The organism is Pseudoalteromonas sp. SCSIO 43201, from assembly GCF_023716725.1.
Lineage (GTDB): Bacteria > Pseudomonadota > Gammaproteobacteria > Enterobacterales > Alteromonadaceae > Pseudoalteromonas > Pseudoalteromonas peptidolytica.
The window spans coordinates 2,192,909-2,215,215 of sequence record NZ_CP072683.1 but is presented as its reverse complement, the minus strand read 5'-3'; the positions used below and the strand labels follow the sequence as shown (position 1 = coordinate 2,215,215).

The 22,307-nt window shown below is 41.5% G+C and carries 17 protein-coding genes; 9 read left to right on the top strand and 8 right to left on the bottom strand.

Translation table 11 applies throughout. The features are described 5' to 3' along the window. Nucleotides 1-36 precede the first annotated feature (36 nt). Nucleotides 37-1,026 carry an ATP-grasp domain-containing protein gene (locus J8Z24_RS09455; RefSeq protein ID WP_252094573.1) on the top strand — a complete coding sequence of 330 codons (990 nt, stop codon included), beginning with the start codon at nt 37-39 and terminating at the stop codon, nt 1,024-1,026. Between the two features lie 29 nt (nt 1,027-1,055). Here J8Z24_RS09455 and J8Z24_RS09450 read toward each other — a convergent pair whose 3' ends face one another. Beyond that, entirely contained in the window at nt 1,056-3,101 is a 2,046-nt protein-coding gene (locus J8Z24_RS09450) for a response regulator (RefSeq protein WP_252094572.1), read from the bottom strand. A gap of 165 nt (nt 3,102-3,266) precedes the next feature. Here J8Z24_RS09450 and J8Z24_RS09445 point away from each other — a divergent pair, with 165 nt between their 5' ends. Continuing rightward, on the top strand, nt 3,267-4,424 hold the full coding sequence (locus J8Z24_RS09445; protein WP_252094571.1) for an endonuclease/exonuclease/phosphatase family protein: 1,158 nt from the start codon (nt 3,267-3,269) through the stop codon (nt 4,422-4,424). A gap of 108 nt (nt 4,425-4,532) precedes the next feature. On the opposite strand, the gene J8Z24_RS09440 is transcribed toward J8Z24_RS09445, so the two are convergent. Next, complete coding sequence (locus tag J8Z24_RS09440; protein ID WP_176032354.1) at nt 4,533-4,736, bottom strand: DUF2897 family protein; 204 nt, start codon at nt 4,734-4,736, stop codon at nt 4,533-4,535. Between the two features lie 144 nt (nt 4,737-4,880). On the opposite strand from J8Z24_RS09440, the gene J8Z24_RS09435 reads away from it, so the two are divergent. After that, entirely contained in the window at nt 4,881-6,215 is a 1,335-nt protein-coding gene (locus tag J8Z24_RS09435) for an ankyrin repeat domain-containing protein (protein ID WP_176032355.1), read from the top strand. A 115-nt stretch (nt 6,216-6,330) separates the two neighbouring features. Here J8Z24_RS09435 and J8Z24_RS09430 read toward each other — a convergent pair whose 3' ends face one another. The 5 genes from J8Z24_RS09430 to J8Z24_RS09410 form a co-directional block, all read right to left on the bottom strand. Then, nucleotides 6,331-6,771 (bottom strand): DUF2069 domain-containing protein, encoded by a 441-nt coding sequence (locus J8Z24_RS09430; RefSeq protein ID WP_125253836.1) that lies wholly within the window; start codon nt 6,769-6,771, stop codon nt 6,331-6,333. After that, nucleotides 6,768-7,319 (bottom strand): NAD(P)H:quinone oxidoreductase, encoded by a 552-nt coding sequence (gene wrbA / locus J8Z24_RS09425; RefSeq protein WP_128729929.1) that lies wholly within the window; start codon nt 7,317-7,319, stop codon nt 6,768-6,770. The genes J8Z24_RS09430 and wrbA overlap by 4 nt, the downstream gene beginning before the upstream one ends. Further along, on the bottom strand, nt 7,319-7,666 hold the full coding sequence (gene arsC / locus J8Z24_RS09420) for an arsenate reductase (glutaredoxin) (protein WP_252094570.1): 348 nt from the start codon (nt 7,664-7,666) through the stop codon (nt 7,319-7,321). Before arsC ends, wrbA begins: the two co-directional genes overlap by 1 nt. A 136-nt stretch (nt 7,667-7,802) precedes the next feature. Further along, a complete protein-coding gene (gene bepA / locus J8Z24_RS09415; RefSeq protein WP_252094569.1) occupies nt 7,803-9,254 on the bottom strand; it encodes a beta-barrel assembly-enhancing protease in 1,452 nt (483 codons plus the stop codon). 1 nt (nt 9,255) lies between these two features. Next, entirely contained in the window at nt 9,256-9,921 is a 666-nt protein-coding gene (locus J8Z24_RS09410) for a hypothetical protein (protein WP_128729926.1), read from the bottom strand. Between the two features lie 309 nt (nt 9,922-10,230). Here J8Z24_RS09410 and J8Z24_RS09405 point away from each other — a divergent pair, with 309 nt between their 5' ends. Then, nucleotides 10,231-11,304 carry an AI-2E family transporter gene (locus J8Z24_RS09405; protein WP_125253842.1) on the top strand — a complete coding sequence of 358 codons (1,074 nt, stop codon included), beginning with the start codon at nt 10,231-10,233 and terminating at the stop codon, nt 11,302-11,304. Between the two features lie 172 nt (nt 11,305-11,476). Here J8Z24_RS09405 and J8Z24_RS09400 read toward each other — a convergent pair whose 3' ends face one another. Then, nucleotides 11,477-12,514 carry a LacI family DNA-binding transcriptional regulator gene (locus J8Z24_RS09400; protein WP_128729923.1) on the bottom strand — a complete coding sequence of 346 codons (1,038 nt, stop codon included), beginning with the start codon at nt 12,512-12,514 and terminating at the stop codon, nt 11,477-11,479. A 373-nt stretch (nt 12,515-12,887) separates the two neighbouring features. Between J8Z24_RS09400 and pgi the strand changes: the two genes are divergently transcribed. The 5 genes from pgi (at nt 12,888) to J8Z24_RS09375 (ending at nt 22,305) form a co-directional block, all read left to right on the top strand. Then, nucleotides 12,888-14,534, top strand: a complete 1,647-nt coding sequence (pgi, locus tag J8Z24_RS09395; RefSeq protein WP_252094568.1) for a glucose-6-phosphate isomerase — start codon at nt 12,888-12,890, stop codon at nt 14,532-14,534. A 373-nt stretch (nt 14,535-14,907) separates the two neighbouring features. After that, nucleotides 14,908-16,377 carry a glucose-6-phosphate dehydrogenase gene (gene zwf / locus J8Z24_RS09390; protein ID WP_147389111.1) on the top strand — a complete coding sequence of 490 codons (1,470 nt, stop codon included), beginning with the start codon at nt 14,908-14,910 and terminating at the stop codon, nt 16,375-16,377. Next, a complete protein-coding gene (gene pgl / locus J8Z24_RS09385; protein WP_147389112.1) occupies nt 16,377-17,087 on the top strand; it encodes a 6-phosphogluconolactonase in 711 nt (236 codons plus the stop codon). The genes zwf and pgl overlap by 1 nt, the downstream gene beginning before the upstream one ends. Before the next feature lie 767 nt (nt 17,088-17,854). Next, nucleotides 17,855-20,455 (top strand): TonB-dependent receptor, encoded by a 2,601-nt coding sequence (locus J8Z24_RS09380; RefSeq protein ID WP_176032358.1) that lies wholly within the window; start codon nt 17,855-17,857, stop codon nt 20,453-20,455. Between the two features lie 314 nt (nt 20,456-20,769). After that, nucleotides 20,770-22,305: a tryptophan halogenase family protein gene (locus J8Z24_RS09375; RefSeq protein WP_176032359.1), complete on the top strand. Its 1,536-nt coding sequence runs from the start codon at nt 20,770-20,772 to the stop codon at nt 22,303-22,305. The last annotated feature ends 2 nt before the right edge of the window (nt 22,306-22,307 follow it).

Below are 22,307 nucleotides of genomic sequence, written 5' to 3'. Positions count from 1 at the left end.
TCGCTCTGGTTATCTGTTTTTCAAGGGGTAATTTGTATGCGCGGTTGGATCATCTATAAAGACTCTACCAATTTAGTGAAACCTGAAATCTACGAGATAGATAGATTGATGGCGGTAGCAAAAGAAGAAGGTATCGATCTTCAAGTGTATTCACCGGATCAGTTTGATCTTCTGGTTACTAGGGAAGACGAAGAAAGCATTCTTATCGATGGGCAACCTGTTGCATTGCCTGACTTTGTGCTACCCAGAATGGGTGCTGGCACCACATACTTTACCCTTGCTATTATTCGTCATCTTGAGCGTTTGGGTGTGCACTGCTTTAATTCGTCACAATCAATTGAAACCGTTAAAGATAAATTATATGCCCAACAGATATTAGCTGAACAGAATCTACCTACGCCAAAAACCATGTTGGTTAAGTTTCCAGTTAATATAGAGCTAGTCGAGAAGCAAATCGGTTTCCCGGTGGTGATCAAAACATTATCTGGCTCTCAGGGCAGTGGGGTGTTTTTGTCCAAATCAAGAGGTGAATTTGACGATTTGATGCAGCTGATTGAGGCGACTAACCCTAAGGCGAATATCATTTTACAACGCTTCATCAAATCGAGCCATGGTAGAGACTTACGAGTATTAACTATTGGTGGCCGCGCTGTGGCATGTATGGAGAGAAATTCAGGTGGTAAAAATTTCAAAGCCAATGTGAGCCTCGGCGCCACTGGAAGCCCTCATCCTATTACTCCAGAAATAGAGTGGCTAGCGACGCAGACGGCTAATATCCTAAACTTAGACGTAGCGGGTATTGACTTATTGTTTGATGAAGAGCACTTCAAAATATGCGAGGCAAACTCAAGTCCAGGTTTTGAAGGCCTTGAGCAGGCTGTTGACATAGATGTTGCAAGAGAGATTTTGCACTTTATTCGTATTCGACTTGGCATCTTCAACCGCTCAGGCCAAGTATCGAAAAATAACAATGGCGTGAAAAAAGCCTCTGCAACTCACGCAAAAAGTGAACAATTAACTGTTTAGATGTGTTTCGAGAAACACGATGAAATCAATCACCGTGTTTCTTCTGTGCTCATAGCTTTAACTGCTGTTAATGCCGTTCTTAGCGCGTCAATTTGGATTGGTTTGGATAAAAAACTGTCCATGCCCGCATCTAGACATGCTCGCTTATCCGACTCTGATGTATTGGCTGTCAAAGCGATAATGTGCGGTATTGATTGTGTGTTACTATTGAGTTTACGTATGGCTCTAGTTGCGTCAAAGCCATCCATATTGGGCATAATGCAATCCATAAAAACAATATCAAAGTGATTTTTACGGCACGCCTCTACAGCTTTCACACCATCATATGCCATGTCAATTTGAGCCGCACCAAATTGTTGTAATAACTTTTCCATCACTAATACATTAATCTGATTGTCATCAACCAGTAAGATCTTACATCCGGCTAAGGAAATATTAGCTGTCGATACAGGACAAGGCTCGGTATCATCGTTCTCGCGCTGCTTTGCAAAATCGACGGGAAAAGTAACGGTGAACGTACTGCCTTTATCGACTTCACTTGAGACTTGTATATCGCCGTCAAATAGATTGCAAAGCTCAAACACAATGGATAAACCAAGCCCTGTACCACCAAAGCGGCGACTAATACTGGGGTCACCTTGGCTAAAAGGCTGGAAAAGCAAACTTTGGTTCTCATCGGAAATCCCAATACCAGTATCGCAGACACGTAATTGAAGCACGGGTTGTTCGTTTTCTGTTAAGACGTCGGCATAGATATCAACACATCCGACTTGGGTGAATTTTATTGCGTTACTGACCAAATTCGCGAGAATTTGTTTTATTCTGGTAGGATCAGAGTACAGCCAAAGGTTAGCTAGCTTGTTCATGTGTACATTGATGGCCAGCCCTTTTTCTTGGCTAGCTGGATGATATAAGCCAACAACTTGGGTAACCAGTTGCGTTAAGTCAAACGGCGTATTGTCCAGCGTTAAGTTATTGCTATTAAGCTTACTAAAGTCCAATACATCATTGATCAGGGTGATCAACATATCCGCGCTATTTCGGGCAATTGTTAAGTTACTTTGTATCGCATCAATATCATTTTCCTTGTGGCAAGCTTGAAGCATGCCTACAAGTCCATTCAACGGAGTACGCAATTCATGGCTTATCTTAGCAATAAAGTCACTACGAGTTTTAAGTAGCTGCTCAGCTTCTTTTCTTTGTTGATCCAAGGCTAAACGTAGTTTAACTTGCTCATCAATGTCTTGAATTGCACCAAAAACTCTAACGCATTCACCATTTTCATATTCCCCCTGCCCATGAGAGGCAACCCACTTTTCATTACCGTGTGCGTCTATGATAATTGACTCAATATCCCACTTTGTTCGAGAGGAAATTGCGTCATTAATCGCTTGCTTTATATCGTTTTGATGGGAGCCCGGCTTATAAAAAGCAATGGCATTATCCAGCGTCGGTACAAACTCTTCTGATACGCCGTGAATTGCTCGGGTTTGTTGACTCCAGTAGACTTTATTTTTTTTAAAATCTACTTCCCAAGAGCCAATATCTGCTAATCGGCTCATTGCTGCAAGTGCTTCAGAGCGATGCTGTAGTTGTCTTAATGTTTTTTGACGTGAAATCTCAACGCCAATCCACTGTCCTAACAAGCTGACGTAATCTAAATGCTCCTGAGTGAAACTATCTGGTTTAGCATCAGGGGAAGAAAAGTTCACTGTACCATATCGATTTCCATCAACAATGATGGGAGCGCCAATGTAACTTTCTAGGCCAAAGTGTATATAGCAGGGGTGTGTTGCGATCTGGCTGTTTCCTGCATGAGAGAAAGCCAGCGCACTATCTGCTTTAAAAGTGTGCCAACAATAGGTATCTGAAAAATCAAATGTGGTACCAACAGGCAGACTATTATCCGGCGTAATAACATGTTTTACTGTGTAAATATTGGCGTTTATTTCACTTACGATAGCAATGTCGAGCTGGAATACATCAAGCCCAAGACTGAGCAGTGCGGTAACTTTTTCATCGAATGTGGTTTCTTGGCTTGTTGTTATCAGATGTAGCCTTTTTAAAATACTCACAAATTTCACATCGTTGGTGTAATTAAGGTAATCTTTTAACTTTAACTGCTCTTTGCTAACTTGCCAACAATAAATCTTGCTACTTTGTCGAGATAACTTCCGTTTTTCAATAGATTATGAATAAAATAAGCGATGCGGGATTATCACTACTATTTAGGTGAATAGATGAAATTTATCAGTATAGCTTTTTTATTTATGGCGTCGTTTGCGAGTGCTCAAACGCTTCGGGTGGCAACTTTCAATGTCAGCATGGAAGCGACGAACTATCAACAGCAAGGTGAACCCCTTGATCCAGAGAAACTAAGCAAGTTACTTCAAGACGGTCAACATCAGCAAATAAAAAACATCGCAGAGATCATTCAACGTGTTCGTCCAGATGTCATTCTGCTTAATGAGTTTGACTACATTGCTGAACCAGAGAAGGGCGTGCTGGCATTTATGAACAACTACTTGGACAAAAGTCAGCATGGTCAGCAGCCGATATCATATCCATACTTTTATATCGCACCGGTTAACACAGGCTTACCAACACGATTTGATTTAGACAACGATGGTAAAAAGTCGCGTTATGCTGGAGATGCGCAGGGCTTTGGCCTTTATGAAGGGCAATACGGTATGGTTGTGTTGTCTAAGTATCCTATAAAAAATAGCCAAGTGCGGACACTGCAAAATTTCCTTTGGAAGGATATGCCCAATTATAAAAAAACCATAGCTCCAAAAAGCAACTCACCTTTTTATCATGCTGACGAGTGGCAAGTCTTACGATTAAGCTCGAAGTCACATTGGGATCTGCCAATTGATGTAAATGGAAAGGTATTTCATTTCCTTGCTATGCACCCAACCCCTCCAGTATTTGATGGTGAAGAAGACCGTAATGGCAACAGAAATCACGATGAAATTAGACTGATGGCGGACTATATAGACCCAAAACGGAGTGAATATATTTATGATGATAGTGGTGTAAATGGTGGCCTAAAAGCGAAAACACGATTTGTGATTGCGGGCGACTTAAATGCTGCAGATCAAGGCGATAAACATCGTCCTGGTGTAATCGAACAGCTATTAGAAAGTCACTATGTGTTCTCTGCTTTTGAGCCGGTGAGTAAAGGGGGCAAGCAGCATAGTGAAGCGCAATATAGTCGCAGTTACACTGCTCATTGGGGAGCTCGGGTCGACTATGTTTTACCTTCAAAATATGGCGTTCGTGTTTTAGACAGCGGCGTGTTTTGGCCTAGTAGCACGGATCCACTATATCGATTAGTTGAAAGCCGCCATGCTAGCTCAGATCATCGCTTGGTGTGGCTTGACCTTGAATTAAAGTAACAATCACTTTTACAACCAGGTGTTTATCAAACTAAATAGAAAGCAAACACGTTCTTACTGAGCGGTTGCTGGGCGAGTATTGGTATCGTTATGATCTGGATACTCGCTTTACGGCTTTCTTGTGTCCTTGTTATGTGAAGATTGACTGCCCTTTTCAGGCGACGTTGGCTCAAATGGTTTTAGCTGATCATCGATCTTTTTTTTCATTTCAAACTTTGCCGAGTATTTGAGTAAAGCGATATTGCTCCAAATGACGCCCAGCACACCGACGATAATTAACACAACTTGCCAAGTCTCGAGCTGTTCACCCATGGTAAATCCTTAAAAATAGTAAATTTTCAAATTTGTTTTGAAATAGGTGGGCATTTTACCTCGACTGTTGATATTATTCACCACCTAGTCATTTCGCGATAATTATGCTGCATATATTTACATTCTGAGGATAATAGCGCATTCATGGAACAAGTGTTAATTTGGCCTGCCCAATACCCTATGTTACTGAAAGGGTTAATCGAACAAAACGGTGCTTACATTCTAGATGCCATAGAGGCATGGCCGAATTGCCAACAAATAAAAGACGAGCAGGGGGTATCCACTACGATACTTCCTCCGCTGTTTTATCTTGCGTGGCTCAGGCCGTTGGAACCTTTTGAAGCTTGCTACTTTCAACATATTGACGATTATGACGACAAGCAACGCCAATATGTTAATAGTGTAACGCGACATATCGAAGAAAACGGTGTTGAACAAGATGAATTAATCAAGACACTTATCCAGCGCTTAGGACAGTATTCAAATATCCAAATGCAGCTCCAAAACCAGAGCTTGTCTTTTATTGAATTGCTGTGCGAAAAGCAATTTGAAAAAACACTGATATGGTTGATAGAAGTGGGTATTCAGTTTGCACCAGAAGAAGTTGTATCTCTTTGGTGTAACAGTGAAGAAGCAATTCATGCTACTTTGCTTGATAATTTACAAACCTGTGTATGTGACCGTGATGAGACAGCGAAGCTTGCGACAGATGGTTTATTAGATGGCCGTCAAACATTCGAGTTACTATGCGCTATGTGCGACCAAGATGAAGTGGCAAAGCAATTGGAGCAAGCACTGTTATTTCAGCTCACACAGCAGCAAGTTAAACAATCCGCTATTCTCACGCTGGTTAATCAAGGAGCAAAAGGGGTAGCAAAAGATAGCAAAGGGCGCTCAGCAATTATGCTGGCTATTGAAAATGGTTTTGTAAGTGCTGTTGAGCCGATGCTGACGTACCATAATGTCAACGAACTTGACGAGTGTGGACGAAACTTTATGCACTATGCCGCAGCATCTAACTCAGCGGCTATGATAGAGATGATTTTTGATCATGGAGACGATCCTACATTAGCCGATATTTACGGCGATACCCCATATCGAGTTGCAATGAAACAACAGGCGCTAACGTCAAAGCAAACGTTTGAGCAACGTGGGATCATCGAACTATCCAATGATGCAAAGTATCAAAAAATCAAAACGGTTCACATGCTCTATGCCTTTGCTGCAATTTTGTTACCGTTGCAATTATTTCTCTTTTTTACCGATGAGGTCGATGAAAAAACCATTGCGACTTTGGTAACTACGGCAGCATCGATTGGGATATTTGCAATAGCAAGACGAAAGCGCAGCAATCCTTTATATCCAAATAACTCGACGCCTTGGTCGTTACTTGGCGTAAACGCACTGGCTTGGGTGAGTATTGGAATACAAGTTTTATTCTCTGTTTTGGTATTAATCGCAGTGCTCTCTTTGCGATAATGGCATAGTCACAATTTTACCTTCTTATACCGACTTAATACTTGTCAGCATTGAGCAAGTATTAAGTCAGTCAGGGGGCTGGGCTTAAGTGATGAGTTCAGCCTCAAAAAATATATCACTGATCTTGGCTATGTTCGTGCGCTGCTTTCTCATCCGCTAGATCTTCTTTTAACTTCCTGATTTTTAAGCCTAACTCTTGACCTCTGTGCCTTGCATAGTAAGTACAACCGATAAACATCGATGTTGCTAGCGCTATTTCTAGTAATACTAAAAGCAACTCATCGGGAGAGATCCACAAGAGTGTGAATCCGTGGATGAAGTAAAACATAACGATAAAATTAGCCCATGCGTATGTGTATGGTTTGTCTTGGAGTATCCCCTTGAGCGGAAGTAACAGTGGTAAAACGTAAACCGCGAAGACAAAACCTAAGCTATAACCTTCTCTTGGTGCGAGTACAAAAAGCCACAATGGCATCAAAATTAATAGCCCAAAGTAACCTATTAGCGCCAAGAGCTGAAAGCGTTTTGTGATAGGCTTTTTTGCAATAGTGTTCATTTCAACTTTTCCGCTACACGCAGTAACCGACAGGCAGCTGCGCGACAAATTTTAATTTCTGTTTGAGTAAGCACGGTACTATTCTGGCTCCCAGAAATATGTGTTGCACCATAGGGAGTACCGCCACTTTCTGTTGCTAATAACTCGGGTACATCATAGGGTACTCCAAGTAACACCATGCCATGATGCAGTAAAGGAAGTGATAGGTTGAGTAAAGTAGCTTCGTTGCCGCCGTGCATGCTGCTTGATGACGAAAAGACGCATGCGGGTTTATCGATTAACGCGCCTTTCAGCCACAAATCACTGGTCGTTTCCCAAAATGCTTTTGCTTGAGATGCCATCATTCCAAATCGAGTGGGGGTACCAAAGGCTAACGCATCACAGCTGACTAAATCTTGCTTGGAAACTACGACATCATGCTCTTGACGTTTTTCAAATACCCGCACCACAGCGTTGCCACCTTGGGCGACAATAGTGTCTGCGAACTCATGAGCCATGTTTGCCACAGAGCCATGGCTGGAGTGATATAAAACGAGAACGGTAGCCATTAGAGAATTTCAAGTACCGACTCGGGTGGTCTACCAATCGCCGCTTTATTGTCATTAACAACAATTGGGCGCTCAATGAGTTTTGGGTTTTCAAGCATCGCTTTACGAAGTTGTGCTTCACCTGTTTCTTTAGACAACCCTAGCTCTTTGTATAACGTCTCTTTGCTACGCACCAATTGATGAGCAGAGCTAAAACCAAGCTTTGTAAGTAGCGCCGAGAGTGTTTCTTCATCTATAGGCGTTTTTAAGTATTCGATTACTGTGGGGCTAATGCCATTAGACTCTAGTAGCGCAAGAGTTTCACGTGATTTTGAACAACGTGGATTATGATATATTTCGATAGACATTATTTAAGCTCTATTTTAGTAATGTTGGACTCTGCCTGATCATAACGTAATGTCTAGTTGACGAAAAGCTAAGTAAAAGGAAATCGGCTTTAATTCTACAGTTTTAAAGCCGAGATGGTATGAAAGGCTGACAAGATTACAACTTGGCAATTTCTTTTTGCATATTTCTATATTGGCTCAGTAATGCCTTGAGTCGCGTCCGTTTAATGTCCTCATTATCTTGAACGTGGTTAAGCGCACGTTGTACTTCATCTGCTGCCTTACTAAATGCGCCATACTGTGAGTATACACTGGCTTTTGACTCATGATATGCCGCTTTGTTATCCAAAAACTCGTAGGCTTGTGTGAGAAGATCCCTTGCTAAAATATGCTCCGGTTTCTCTAACAGGAAAATTTTAAGCAGCTGCTCTGCCAGTTCATACTGTTTTGCTTTAATTGCTGCGTTTGCATAGTTTAGCGTGATCACCTGATTGTTAGGTCGTAGTTGATGTTGAGCACTGAGCATTTCAACTGCTTTTTGCGGGGCATCGGTAGCGATAAGGTAATCGGTATACACATCTAAATAAAACAGGTTATTCGGCTCTTTTGCCAACAACTCATCTAGCAGCTTACCTGACTCTTGATATTGCTTTGTGTCTAACAGTGCGATGGCAAGACCATATTTGATAGCACGTTTATCTAACTTTTGGGACTGCTGAAGTTGATTTTGAAAAAATGCAACGGCTGTGTCGTCATCATAATAATAGCGAGCCAGTACTCGAGTCTTTGCAAGGGCATAGGAAAGACTTGAAGAATAATGTTTCTTTTCAAACTGCTGAGCCCTCAAGCGCACATCCGACACTCGGCTGTCAGGCAGTGGGTGGGTGAGTAAAAAAGCTGGAGGCTTATTTTTAAAGCGTATTTGGTCAGATAGTTTGGTTAAAAACTCGCTGGCTGCGTTAGGGTCAAAACCCGCTTTGTAGAGTGTATTCATACCAAAGCGATCAGCTTCTTGCTCAGCTTTGCGGCTATGAGTTAGCTGGTTTAACGACGACTGTGTCTGACTTGCCGATAAAATTGCAATCCCCGCATCGGGAGCTACTACGGTTGCCAAGATACCGGTAATGAGTCCGGCGATTGTTAATGCGCTATTGTCTTGAGCATTTTGTACTCGTCGAGCTAAGTGGCGTTGAGTGACGTGTGCAATTTCGTGCCCAATGACGGAGGCCAGCTGACTCTCGTTATCAGACTGTGCAATCAGCCCTGTGTGTACTCCTACGTGACCACCATAAAATGCAAATGCGTTGATGTCTTTGTTGTTTATCCAAAAAAAGGTAAACGGGAAGCGGACATCGTTGGCATTGGCAACAAGGCGGTTGCCCAAGCTGGTCAAATACTCTTCCAGCACCGGATCGCCAACCACAGGAGAGCGAGAGCGAAGCTGCATCATCATCACTTCGCCTATTGCTTGTTCTTTTTCAATCGGCAACACTTGCAACGCGGAAGTGCCAAGATCGGGTAATTTTAATTCGGTTTGTGCAACACTCGAATGTGTCGTTACGAGTGCACATGTTAATAATATTGAGTTTAACAGGGGTCTAAACTGCATTCTAATCCCTTTTAAGGTCCTCTCCGAGCATTATTCTAGCGAGGTCAACTTCGTCATGGCATGCTCGAGCATCTTTTTCGCAAAGTTGGTAAAAGTCTTTTATTGAGACCCCATCAACTCCTGTGATGTTCAATTCTTTTTGCAAAAAGCTAATGGTCATATGCAATACTTTGTGAGCATGCAGGATAAGGGCTTTGTCGGCAATGTCACCGCGTTCAAAATAAAATGCAATGAACTTATGTAATTGATTGATACGAAGCAAGTTTTTCATGGTATGAGGATCCCATACACGAAACTCTAAAAATCGATTATCTTTTACATAAGCGTCAATTTTGGTACCTTTTGCAATTGGATATGCCCAAAGTTCAAAACCACGGTCAGTAAACACTTGATGCAAAGCTATTTTTGGTTTGTTTTCACATTGAATAATCCCACTATCATCTTCGTATCCCCCTAGTAGCTCAAGATTCCAATTTCGTTTGTCTAATAATCGCTTCACTGCATTATCAAAGCCATGATGGAGCAGTCCCTCACATTCGCTGACCGCAGAGGCTACAAGATGATAAAATGGTGGAAGCTCGCCCCAATTTATTTGTTTTTTGTACCAATTTATTTCTTTTAATGTTGGATTGGCTGGCAATTGGGCCTTATTATTAACGCCTGGCATTAAGATTCCCAAAAAGTAGAATATGTTACTAAGAATAAACCATCAACGCCTTGAGGGCTACCGTATTGACTGAATTGTGTAGCGGTCCAGAGCCAAAATCTGTTCATGATCTTAGAGGGTTAACTTGTCCAGCCCTGTTTGTACAATTTAAGTGGCGCCTGAAGCACCACAATTATACACTGGGCAGACTTAAATTATTGTTAAACCAAGCGCAAGATTTAACAGATATTACCCATTATTTAGACGGAGTTGCTGTGAAGTACCGAATAATTGAATTGGAAAACGGCGAGATGTATTTGGAGATCGCGGATGTTTGAGTTAGTAAAAGCATGGTATATCAAAAAGTTTTCTGATCCGCACTCGGTGACACTGTTGTTGCTTTTGGTTGCAACTGTGGCGCTACTGTACTTTTTTGGTAGCTATGTGATGCCAGTATTGGTCGCTATTGTGATCGCATACTTATTAGAATGGCCGGTTAATAAGCTTGCGCGGATCACTGGCAGCCGGTTGGTGTCTGTTATCTTAGTGATGGCAGCATTTGCCAGCATCGCTTTAGGGCTAGTATTTGGTATCGTTCCTGTGCTTTGGCAACAACTGAGTAATCTGTTGCAAGAAAGTCCAACAATGATTGAAGAGGGTAAGGACTTCCTTTTACACTTACCGGAATATTACCCGACGTTGATTTCTACGACTCAAGTACAAGCCATTGTGACATCAGTCGAGAATAAAATACTGGAATTAGGGGAGATCCTTGTTTCAGCCTCGCTTACTTCATTAAAGGATGTTGTGGCTTGGATGATATACCTAGTGCTTGTGCCTTTGCTTGCCTTCTTTATGCTCAAAGACAAAAAAGAGCTGACGTCTGGTATTTCACAAGTTATTCCCAAAGATCGCAAACTTATCTCACAAGTTTGGCATGAGATGGATCAGCAAATAATGAATTACATTCGCGGGAAAGTGTTTGAAATTATCATCGTAGGATTAGTTAGCTATGCAACCTTTTCGTTTTTAGACTTGCGTTATGCAGCGCTCTTGGGGGCGTTAGTTGGGCTCTCTGTTCTAATTCCATTTATCGGGGCCGCGTTAGTAACGCTGCCAGTTGCTGCAGTGGCATTATTCCAATTTGGTCTTGCTCCTGAGTTTTGGACTATCGTGATAGCTTATGGTGTTATTCAGGCATTGGATGGCAATGTTTTAGTACCACTGTTATTCTCTGAGGCGGTAGATTTAAACCCAGTGTACATCATTGTTGCTGTGCTGTTTTTTGGTGGCCTTTGGGGTTTTTGGGGGGTGTTTTTCGCTATTCCTTTAGCGTCGCTAGTAAAAGCACTCATCAATGCTTGGTCAAGCAATAACCAAGGACTGATAGCAAAGCAAGATTAATGGTGCCAAGTGGCGTAGCGGGATCTTCGTCACCAACCGAAAGTTTAATACCGTTCAACATCTGGGCGTACGTTGACACTGAATGAGTCAAAAGCGCCTTATCATGGGATTTGTCTGGCGCCTAAAAATAGGCGCAAGACAAATCATATCGCATTTTAGCTATGCCAAGCTGTTACTGAACTACTCTGCCAGTACTTTCTCTGACTACCATATTTGGTGTAAACACGTGACAAATATCTTTGTCACTATTGCGGTGGCCTCTTGTTTTTGAAAACAGCAGTCGTGCAGCGTGCTCTGAAATGACATTATTTGCTTGGTGAGCTGTAGTGAGTTTGGGCCAAGTTTGGCGCGAGAATGGAGAGTCCTCGAAGCCACTGATCGAAAGTTGACTTGGGATCTCTATATTCATCAGGCGTGCGGCAAAAAGTGCGCCAGCAGCAACCTCATCATTACCTCCTAAAATTGCAGTGATGCTGTTTGGATTACCATCAGCAAGTAAAGATTTTGCACCTTGAACACCAGACTCAAAAGAGTAAGTACCATGGTAGAGGAGGGAGTCATCTGGTTGTATCTTATGAGCCGCTAGGGCGTCTCTGTAGCCAGCTAAACGCTCGGCGGTTGATTTGTGCTCCTGATCGCCCAAAACAAAAGCTATTTTTTTGTGCCCTAAGCTAATCAAATGCTCTGTAATTTCATAAGCGGCCGCATAATCGTCCACAAAAATACAATTCTTGGCACTGCTTTGTGCTTCTTTTGCTCGACCAGAAAGCAGTCGTACGTAATGAATGCCAAGTTCATCTAGCAAGTCGATGATAGCTTGTTGCTCTGATAAAGGAGGCGTTAAAACAAGCCCTGCCAAGCGCGAGCGCTTGATCATTGTTACTAGTTCATCAGCCATATCTTCCGAGCTAAAACTGCAAGGATGTATTACCAGCTCATAGCCTTCGTCTTTACAACGAGATAACACCCCATTCTGCATATCGATTACATAATATGCGTTGGGATTGTCGTACACTAACCCGATAGCAAATGAAGAAGTACCGGCTAAGTTTCTTGCAGCAATGTTTGGCTGATAGTTTAACTCTTTTACAGCCAGCATCACTTGGTCATAAGTCTTTTGTCTAACTGAAGGTTCTTTATTGATTACCCGCGATACTGTTTTCATTGATACGCCAGCTAATTTGGCGACATCGTTAATAGTGACTTTCATGTAGTTGTTCTTCTATTTACAGGAGTGTGTAGATCATTATTAAGCGCAGAGGAATAGTAGCGTTTTATGCAAGTTTAAGCTAGCGCACAGTATTCCATTGTAATTACTTATTTGCCATTACGTCTTAATAAAAGGATCATCTATTTTTCTTAGGCTATTTATTATATACAGAATTTAGCACTACATTTCGCAGAAATAAATGAATGATACCGGTGTCAAAAATTTAATTTTAGGTTATTATTCGCAATGTAAAATTGAAAAGAAGCAGTTTGACAGCGTTGTCATTTTGGCATAATGTGCTTAATTAAAAGTGTTTCTTTGTTGTTACTTCCTGAAATATAAGGAAGTAACACGCATCTTAGGGGAGTGTGTAATGAGTGGTCGTGTAGAATTGGATAGTTGGCAAAAGCTTCGTCAGTCGGTGCTGCGAGTTGAACAGCAGCACTTAAAAACGATGTTTGACAATGATACCCAACGGTTTGATAAGTTTTCTCGTCAAATTGCCGGAGTATTGTTCGACTTCTCCAAGCAACGTATTGATGACCAAACATTTTCTGAATTGATGCAGCTAGCAGACGAATGTGATGTTGCCGGTTGGCGAGAAAAAATGTTTTCTGGCCAAAAGATCAACATCACTGAAAATCGAGCCGTATTACATACCGCCCTGAGAAATAGAGCCAATACACCTGTTTATGTTGATGGCGTAAACGTCACAGAACAAGTAAATGCGGAATTAGAAAAACTAAAAGCGTTTAGTCAACGAGTTCGATCTGGTGAATGGGTAGGTTACACCGGTAAAGCGGTACAAAATGTGGTTGCGATAGGGGTTGGTGGCTCAAACCTTGGCCCGCAAATGGTAACTGATGCACTGGCAGCTTATGCTGATGATACTCTTAATGTGCATTATGTCTCTAATGTTGATGGTGTGCAGATAGCGTCGGTACTCAAAGGGCTAGATGCTGAAACAACGCTATTTGTGGTGTCTTCAAAAACCTTTACGACTTCTGAGACCATGACCAATGCAAAGACCGCTGTCGAATGGTTTTTAGAGTCAGCGAAAGATAAATCAGCCATAGCAAAGCATTTTGTTGCCGTAAGCACGAATCTAGATAAAACACGTGCATTTGGTATCAGCGATGAAAATGTATTTACCATGTGGGATTGGGTTGGTGGACGCTTTTCGCTTTGGAGTGCAATAGGCTTACCGATTGCGTTATATTTAGGCTTTGATGTGTTTGTTGAAGTGCTTGAAGGTGCATTTGAAGTGGATGAGCATTTTAAAAGTGCCAGTAATCAGGACAACATTCCGTTGCTTATGGCATTGTTAAGTGTTTGGAATACCAGTTTCTTAGGCTATCAAGCCCAAGCTATTTTACCATACGATCAGGCACTTCATATGCTGCCAGCATATTTGCAGCAAGGTGAGATGGAAAGTAATGGTAAACATGTTACTTTTACAGGTGAGCAGGTTGATTACACCACAGTACCTATTATATGGGGAATGACAGGGATTAATGGCCAACATGCGTTCTATCAGTGCCTACATCAAGGTAATGTGATAGTGCCAGCTGACTTCATCGCATCAATTGAGCCTCAACAGCAAGTCGGAAAACATCATGAAATTTTGCTGTCAAACTTCTTTGCGCAAACAGAAGCTATGATGGCAGGTGTAAATGCAGAGCAAGTGCGAACAGATTTAGCTGCTAAAGGTAAATCAGAGTCTGAAATTGATGATTTGATCCCGCACAAAATTCATAAAGGCAACCGTCCAACCTCTTCGTTTATCCTTGATAAAATTGATGCCAAAGCGGTCGGTCGTCTAATAGCACTATATGAGCACAAAATTTTCTGTCAGGGCATTATTTTGAATGTGTGTTCATTTGACCAGTGGGGTGTTGAGCTGGGTAAAGGGTTAGCTTCAAATATAGAAGCTGAGTTAACGCAAGAAGGCATCACTCACCCTCACGATAGCTCTACAGCTGGATTGATGGCTTACTATAAGCAAAAAAGAAAGAATTAACACTTTAAGTGGAACTTAAAGTAAACAGAATACCTTTGAACGGGTAGCGCTGGAGTGCTTAGAGCCTGTATTTTTGTGAGAGGAAATACAGGCTTCTAAGGCTCATTTATACCAAAGTGCATTAAATATCTATTTTGAGACGCGGAGCTAGGCGGATGCTTTACAGCTTAGTTATTTTAAACTGGGAACCTCTAATGCAATAAGCGTCGGGCCTCAGCCTCAAATTGAGTAGATATTAAGTAACATTGGTATTACAGTATGTTGCAATCGAAACATCACCCGTTAGCTAAGTAATTTGGTAGGCTTTGGAGTAGCGCCAAATCGAATAAACAATGCGTGTAAAAAGCACGCGCCTAACCTATGAGAGTGAATTATGCTTAATCCTTTTGACATCGTAATTTTTGGTGGGGGGGGTGATTTAGCACTTCGTAAACTCCTACCAGCTTTGTATCGTGCATATCAAGAAGGTAACCTACCTGAGGGCACTCGCATTTTACCGACCGTTCGTGAGCAAAATAAACAACAAGAATTTATCGAAACGACTCATAGTGCGTTACAAACCCATCTCGGCAAAGGTGAATACAACAAAAAAGATTGGTCTGCATTTTCGCAATTTTTAGTTCCTGTTGTTGTGAATGTGACAGAAGAAGATGAATATTGGGATACACTAAAAAATATCTTGGCAGATGGTGAAGAAAAGTCTCGTGTATTCTATTTATCGCTGCCACCTGCGGTATATGGCCGTTGTTGTGAACTGTTGTCAGTTAAAGGATTAATCACTGAACACTCTCGTGTTGTGGTGGAAAAACCAATTGGCTATTGCGGCAAATCTGCTGAAGAGATTAACGCTAAAATTGGTGAGTTTTTTGCCGAAGAGCAAGTGTTTCGTATCGACCACTATTTAGGTAAAGAGACAGTACAAAACTTGATGGCGTTGAGGTTTTCAAATGCATTATTTGAAAACCTGTGGGATGCTAAAACGATTGATAATATTCAGATCAGTATTTCAGAAACTGTGGGCTTGGAGAGTCGAGCTGGCTTTTATGACAAAGCAGGTGCGCTTCGCGACATGGTACAAAACCATTTACTGCAATTACTATGTTTGGTTGCGATGGAGTCTCCTCATAAACTCAATGCCAATAGTATCCGTGCTGAAAAGTTGAAAGTGTTAGAAGCACTACGACCACTGGTAGGTGAGCAGGTCGATGATAATGTGGTACGAGGTCAATATGTGCCAGGCGATTTGGAAGGTAAGTTAGTTCCTGGTTATCTTGAAGAGTTAGGTGAAGGTTCAAGTGAAACTGAGACCTTTGTAGCTATCCGCGCACATATAGATAACTGGCGTTGGTCAGGCGTGCCTTTTTATCTAAGAACCGGTAAACGCATGAAAAAACGCTGCGCTGAAATCGTGGTTGAGTATAAGCCGGTTTCTCACAATGTGTATGGTGACGCGGCAGGCCCTATTCAGCCAAACCGTTTGGTTATTCGATTGCAGCCAGAAGAAAGTATTCAGCTAACGTTGATGTCAAAACGTCTTGATAATCTTGAGATGCAACTTGAGCCTGTAACGCTCAATATTTCCTTAAGTGAAAAGTATAACAATGGTTACCACTCAGACGCATACAAGCGTCTAATGTTAGACGCAGCAGCGAATAATCCAGCACTGTTTATCCATCGTGATGAGGTGCGCCAAGCATGGCAATGGATAGATCCGATTGTTGAACGTTGGCAAGGTAAAGGTGCACCATCTCTTTATCGCGCTGGTTCATGGGGACCTGAGGATGCAGACGAATTACTAGAAGAAAATAAACATGTCTGGTTTAATGCAGGAGAGCATGCGTAATGGCTAGTATCACAGAAAGAGAATTTGCTTCTAAAGACGAAATGACAGCAGCGCTTACTGAATTGCTGCAAACAGCTCTCTCGGAGGGGATCGCAACAGATGGTAAAGCGGTGTTATTGGTTTCGGGTGGCTCTTCACCTGCACCAGCGTATCGTCACCTGAGTGGTGTCGAGCTAGGCTGGGACAAAATCACGGTTGCTATGGTTGATGAACGTTGGGTAGACGCTGAGCATGAAAAGTCTAACGAAGCATTTATCAAATCGACATTGTTACAAGACAAGGCGGCGGGCGCTCGATTTGTAACAATGAAGAATCGAGCTGCATCGGCAGAAGAGGGCGTGCAAGTGTGTGAGTCTGACTATGCTGCATTGAAACGGCCTTTTGATGTAACGATTCTTGGGATGGGACCTGATGGTCATACTGCGAGCTTATTTCCTAATGCCGATGGGCTAGAACATGCACTAACAACTACCGATACGGTGTGTGCAATCAATGCGCATCAAAGTGAAGTCACAGGTGAGATAACAGAGCGTATGAGTCTATCATTAGCAGGAATAGCTCATTCTAAAACCGTTGTATTATTGATCTCTGGTGAGGAGAAAAAGGCAGTGTATGAAGCTGCAAAGCAACCAGGCTCAGAGTATTCGGTTCCACTGCGTGCTGTATTAACTCATCCTGATATTGATTTGACTGTATTTTGGTGCCCTTAACTTCAAGCATGCACAAATACATAGCTAGACTATAAGGTCGGCTCGAGAGCCGATTTTATAGTTTGATTTGTGGCTTGAATCTAAAAATTTAGTATCATTGGATATTTAGCAGATAAACGAAAACAATACTTCTTACTTCTTACTTCTTACTTCTTACTTCTTACTTCTTACTTCTTACTTCTTACTTCTTACTTCTTACGAATAACAGCAATAGTTTTTACTTATTTAAAATTAAGCATTGAGCTTATCAGCAAGTCCCATAATGGGGTATTCTAATTTGTGCAAAAGAGAGCAATGACTTACGTGTCAATCGCAGAGTTTATGGGCATTTGTCATAAAAAATTCTCTTAAAATTACTAGACAGGAGTAACCCATAACACTATAATGACAGCGTTGTCATTGATATTTATTCTCATCTGTAGCTTCTGCCCAAGCTGAATGGGAAAATGAATACACATCCCCTTGTGTGTATTCACCATATTTTGACGTACCTATTTTGACGTCATTCCATCCTAAAAACCTACAGCAAAAAATTTTTTTATGTTATTCTCAGCTTGTTTTTGTAACAAACCATATATTGGCCGTATTTAAATCTATATTTATCAACAAGATAAATTCTTATATGAATATTTTTTGAATAGCAGACCAAAAAAATTGTAGCGAATATGTAATTTACGGTGTATGGTTTGTTATTAGATGACAGCGTTGTCATCATCACTGGGCAGAAGTGATTTAAAAAACCAACAAAATGATTCAAGGGGAATCCTGTGTTAGCTAATAATTTCAAAAAAAGCTTACTTGCAGTTAACGTCAGCATCGCACTAGGTGCGGGCTTTTCAGGTGCTGTAGCTGCAGAAGAAAGTCAAAATCAAGTACAAGAAAACGTAGAAGTCATTGAAGTTCGCGGTATTCGCCGCTCTTTAGAAGCGTCAATGAACACAAAAAGATTTGCCAACTCCGTTGTTGATGCTGTATCAGCAGAAGACATTGGTGACTTCCCTGATAATAACCTTGCAGAGTCTTTAGGCCGTATTCCTGGTGTTACCGTTTCTAGACAGTTTGGTGAAGGCTCGGCTGTATCTATCCGTGGTGCATCAAATCAGCTAACCAAAACTTCATTGAATGGTCAAAATGTCGCTTCTACGGGTTGGTATACTGAGCAAGCAATTGATCGCTCATTCAACTATTCAATGCTTGCACCTGAAATGATTGCATCAATGGAAGTATACAAGTCTTCGCAAGCTGACATCGTTGAAGGTGGCGTAGGTGGTACAGTAATTGTGAATACTCGCCGTCCTTTAGATTTGGATGCTAATACGGTATTCGGTTCGTTGAAAGCTACAAGGTCTTCTATCTCAGATGAGACAGACCCTAATGCGTCAGCGTTATACAGCTGGAAAAATGAAGCTGAAACATTTGGTGTGTTAGGTGCAATTGCAAGATCTGAGTATTCGTTAGAGCGTTTGGGCGATGAAGGACTACCAGTTTGGGCCGGTCGTATTGCACCAACTAACTTTAAGCAAGAACGTGAAAGAACAGCAACCGATATTCAGCTTCAATATGCTCCAACCGATAGCTTAGATTTTGGCTTTCATTACATGAATTTAGAGCTAAAAGCGAATAATCTAAACACTCAAATCTGGATTCCTCAAAACCTCGAAAATTGCTCTACAAACGCACAAGGTGTTCCAGTCAAATGTACGTCTACTCAAGCTTGGGTAGATGAGACCGGTGGGGCACAGCCATACTACGATGTTAGACCACGTCAAGCAACGATGGAAACCGAATTATTTGCTTTTGATATGACTTATCAAGGTGAGCATGTAAAGATTGAATTCCAAATCGGTACAACTGAAGCTACTGGTGGTACCAACTTCGAAACTAACTATGCTGCCTTAACGGATGTTAGCGGCACTATAGGAACGATTGATGCTACAGGCGATAGAATCAAGTATGATATTGCTAACCCAAATTATGCGGTAAGTGAATTGGGTGTAGGTGCGAACTCAATTCTTAATGCGCCGAATATAGACGAAGAAGACTATACACAAGTCGATTTTACTTTCCCTCTAGAGGGAGATTTCTTCACATCATTAAAGACCGGCGTGCGATGGGTACACCATGAAGTAGAAAAGTCTGGTAACCGACCGCTTCTATCTAGTGCTGATCCTGTTTCTGGGCTGGTTACGGGTAAGTTCATTGATGCTGGCGAAGCTGGATTCCTAATTCCTGAGCCTGATGCTGGCGCGATGATCGCTCATACTAAGAGCTTGATATCTGATTGGGTAGAAGAGCGCGCAGCATACTCGTCAATTGTTGAAGATAACTTAGCCGCATATGTTATGGCTAACTTCTCGCACGAAAACGTGAGAGGTAATATTGGCTTAAGATATATTAGCACTGATATTTCTTCAGACGCATATGCATTATCTCCGGGTTTTGTTGACCCGATTATTGATAGAAATAATGGTTATTCAAACGAAATTGTAACTGAAGAGTCTAGTTATAATGAGTTACTACCAAGCTTTAACGTCGCTGTTGACGTAAGTGAAGATATTATCGTACGCTTCTCGGCCGCAACTGTAATCGCTAGACCTAATTATAATGACTTGTTTACAAGCTCATCGTTGAAAGGTTATGGTGATAATATTCCAACAAACCAATCGGTAGAAAAAGGCTCTGTAGCACTAAGCCCGTTTAAAGCGAATCAAGCTGACTTAGGTGTAGAATGGTACTACAACGCAAGTAGTTTGGTTGCAGTTTCATATTTCACCAAGCAAGTTGATACGTTCACAACTTTTGCAAGTATTCCTGGACAACAAATTGGTATCGTTGACCCTGACTCAGGTGAAGATAGCTGGACTGTTCAGTCATTTAAGGATGGCCAAGGTGGCGACATTAGCGGCGTAGAATTCCAATGGCAGCATACGTTTGAAAATGGGTTTGGTGGGGTATTTAACTATACCTACGCAGATGCAAAAGCAGATGCAAAGAACTACTCAGATAAAAACGATATCTTCTCTGATTCATCAAAGCACACGGTCAATGCAGTTGCGTTTTATGAGAATGATGATTTCTCAGCGCGTGCTGCATATTCATGGCGCTCTGATTACATGATCCGTGAAGTTGGTTTCTATGGTAACCGTGAACACCAAGACTTTGGTACGCTAGACTTGAGTTTTAGTTATAAAATCAACGAGAACTTTACGGTTGTTGCTGACGTAACAAACTTACTAGAAGAAGATAGTATCCAAGTAGGTCGTGACATTGGAGAGCTGCCTGTTGAACAAAGAACATCTTACGGCTACCCATCTTATAGTTATGAGGGTGAGGCGAGATACTCTTTAGGCCTTCAGTTCCGCTTCTAATTTAATTGAAATTGTAAAAAGGCTCGGGTAACCGAGCCTTTTTATTTTTAAATAGATTCTTATTATTTCGGAAGATTTAATACCAATTAGTCTTAATACTTGCCCAATTTGAAGCCTACTGCATTAAAAATTTCTCATTTAGAACAACTAAATAGCAAAATGTTCGCCTTACCTGTATACAGCTAGGTATCTTTGCGATAGTAGGATGCGTAGTGGTGTTATCGACAAACTTTTTTTGCCTCAAAATAGCAAGCTTAATTAAGTGTATTGGTATAAGTTAATCCTAGATAGCTAGAAATATTTTGAGTTATGGTATGAAACTACAGAAAGTCATTATTTTAGGTGGTGGGACAGCTGGTTGGTTGGCCGCCAATCATTTAGCAAAAAGGTTGAATGCAGAGCTAAGTCTAGATATTCATATTGAGCTGATTGAGTCAGAGAGTATACCAGCAGTAGGAGTTGGCGAAGGTACTGTCCCTTTCATGAAGGAAACACTTAAGCATTTTGGTATTGACGAAGAATTGATATTTAAAAATGCGGAGGGGTCTTTTAAACATGGTATTAAATTTTCTGATTGGTTATATAACCCTGAAAGTAACAATGGTCATTATTACTATCATCCGTTTCAGCCATATCCCAGCGGCCACGAGCAATTAATACGGGCTTGGTTAAGTAACCCAAACCGTTGTAAGTTCGAACACTTTATGTCGACACAGGCCACGGTTGCGGAGTTGGGCTTAAGTCCCAAAGCAATCACTCAAAAAGAATATGATGGTGTATTTGATTATGCTTATCACTTTGATGCTGCTTTATTTACTAAGCTATTGAAAGACAATGCTGTTAATGAGCTTGGTGTACACGTGAGCTATAAAACTATTGATGATGTGGAAATTAGCCAAGATGGCAGTATCAAGGGTTTAATAGCAAATGGTGAGCGATTTGATGCAGATTTCTTTGTTGATTGCTCTGGGTTTGAAAGCCTTTTGCTTGGTAGAGCCATGAATGTTGGCTTTAAAAGCTTATCTAACACTCTGCTTGCCGACACGGCGTTAGCGGTCCAATCACCCTACCAGGATAATAGTACACCAATCAACCCGTATACTACTGCAACAGCTAAAGAACATGGGTGGATCTGGGATATTCAATTGCAATCAAGAAAGGGGGTTGGCTATGTTTATTCTAGTAATCATACATCGGACGATGATGCACAAAGGTGCTTAGCACTATATCTAGATGTTGAACCTCAGGAGCTCAATGTTAGAAAAATTGATATGCGTTGTGGCTATCGAGAGCAGTTTTGGGTAAAAAATGTGGTTGCGTTGGGGCTTGCGCAAGGTTTTGTTGAGCCATTAGAAGCGACAGGGCTGTTAGTGTTCGACTTAACAGCTTCAATGCTTGCTCACGCACTGTCAAGTGGGGAGCTTAGCTTTGCGTTGGAATCTCAAAAGTTTAATAGAGATGTTGAGAGAATGTGGTTGAACATCAGTGACTTTATTAAGTTACATTATTGCTTGTCAAAGCGCACCGATTCATCTTTTTGGTTGGATAACTGCAGTACCGATACGATACCTGATTCACTTCAACAAAAGCTTGAAATGTGGAAAGTACGTGCACCACACAAATTTGACTTTACAGATAAGCTCGGGGTATTTGATATCTCGAATTACTTGTATGTGTTATACGGTATGGAGTTTTTACCTACTCAGGTTGTGACATCAGAAGCTTCTATGCAGATTTATAAAGGCTATCAGGAATATCAAACCAGTGTGCTAAAAGAGGTCAACAGTAATTTGAGACCACATAGAGAACTGCTAGAGAAGTTAAAGCTATATGGTATACAGCGTAATTAGTC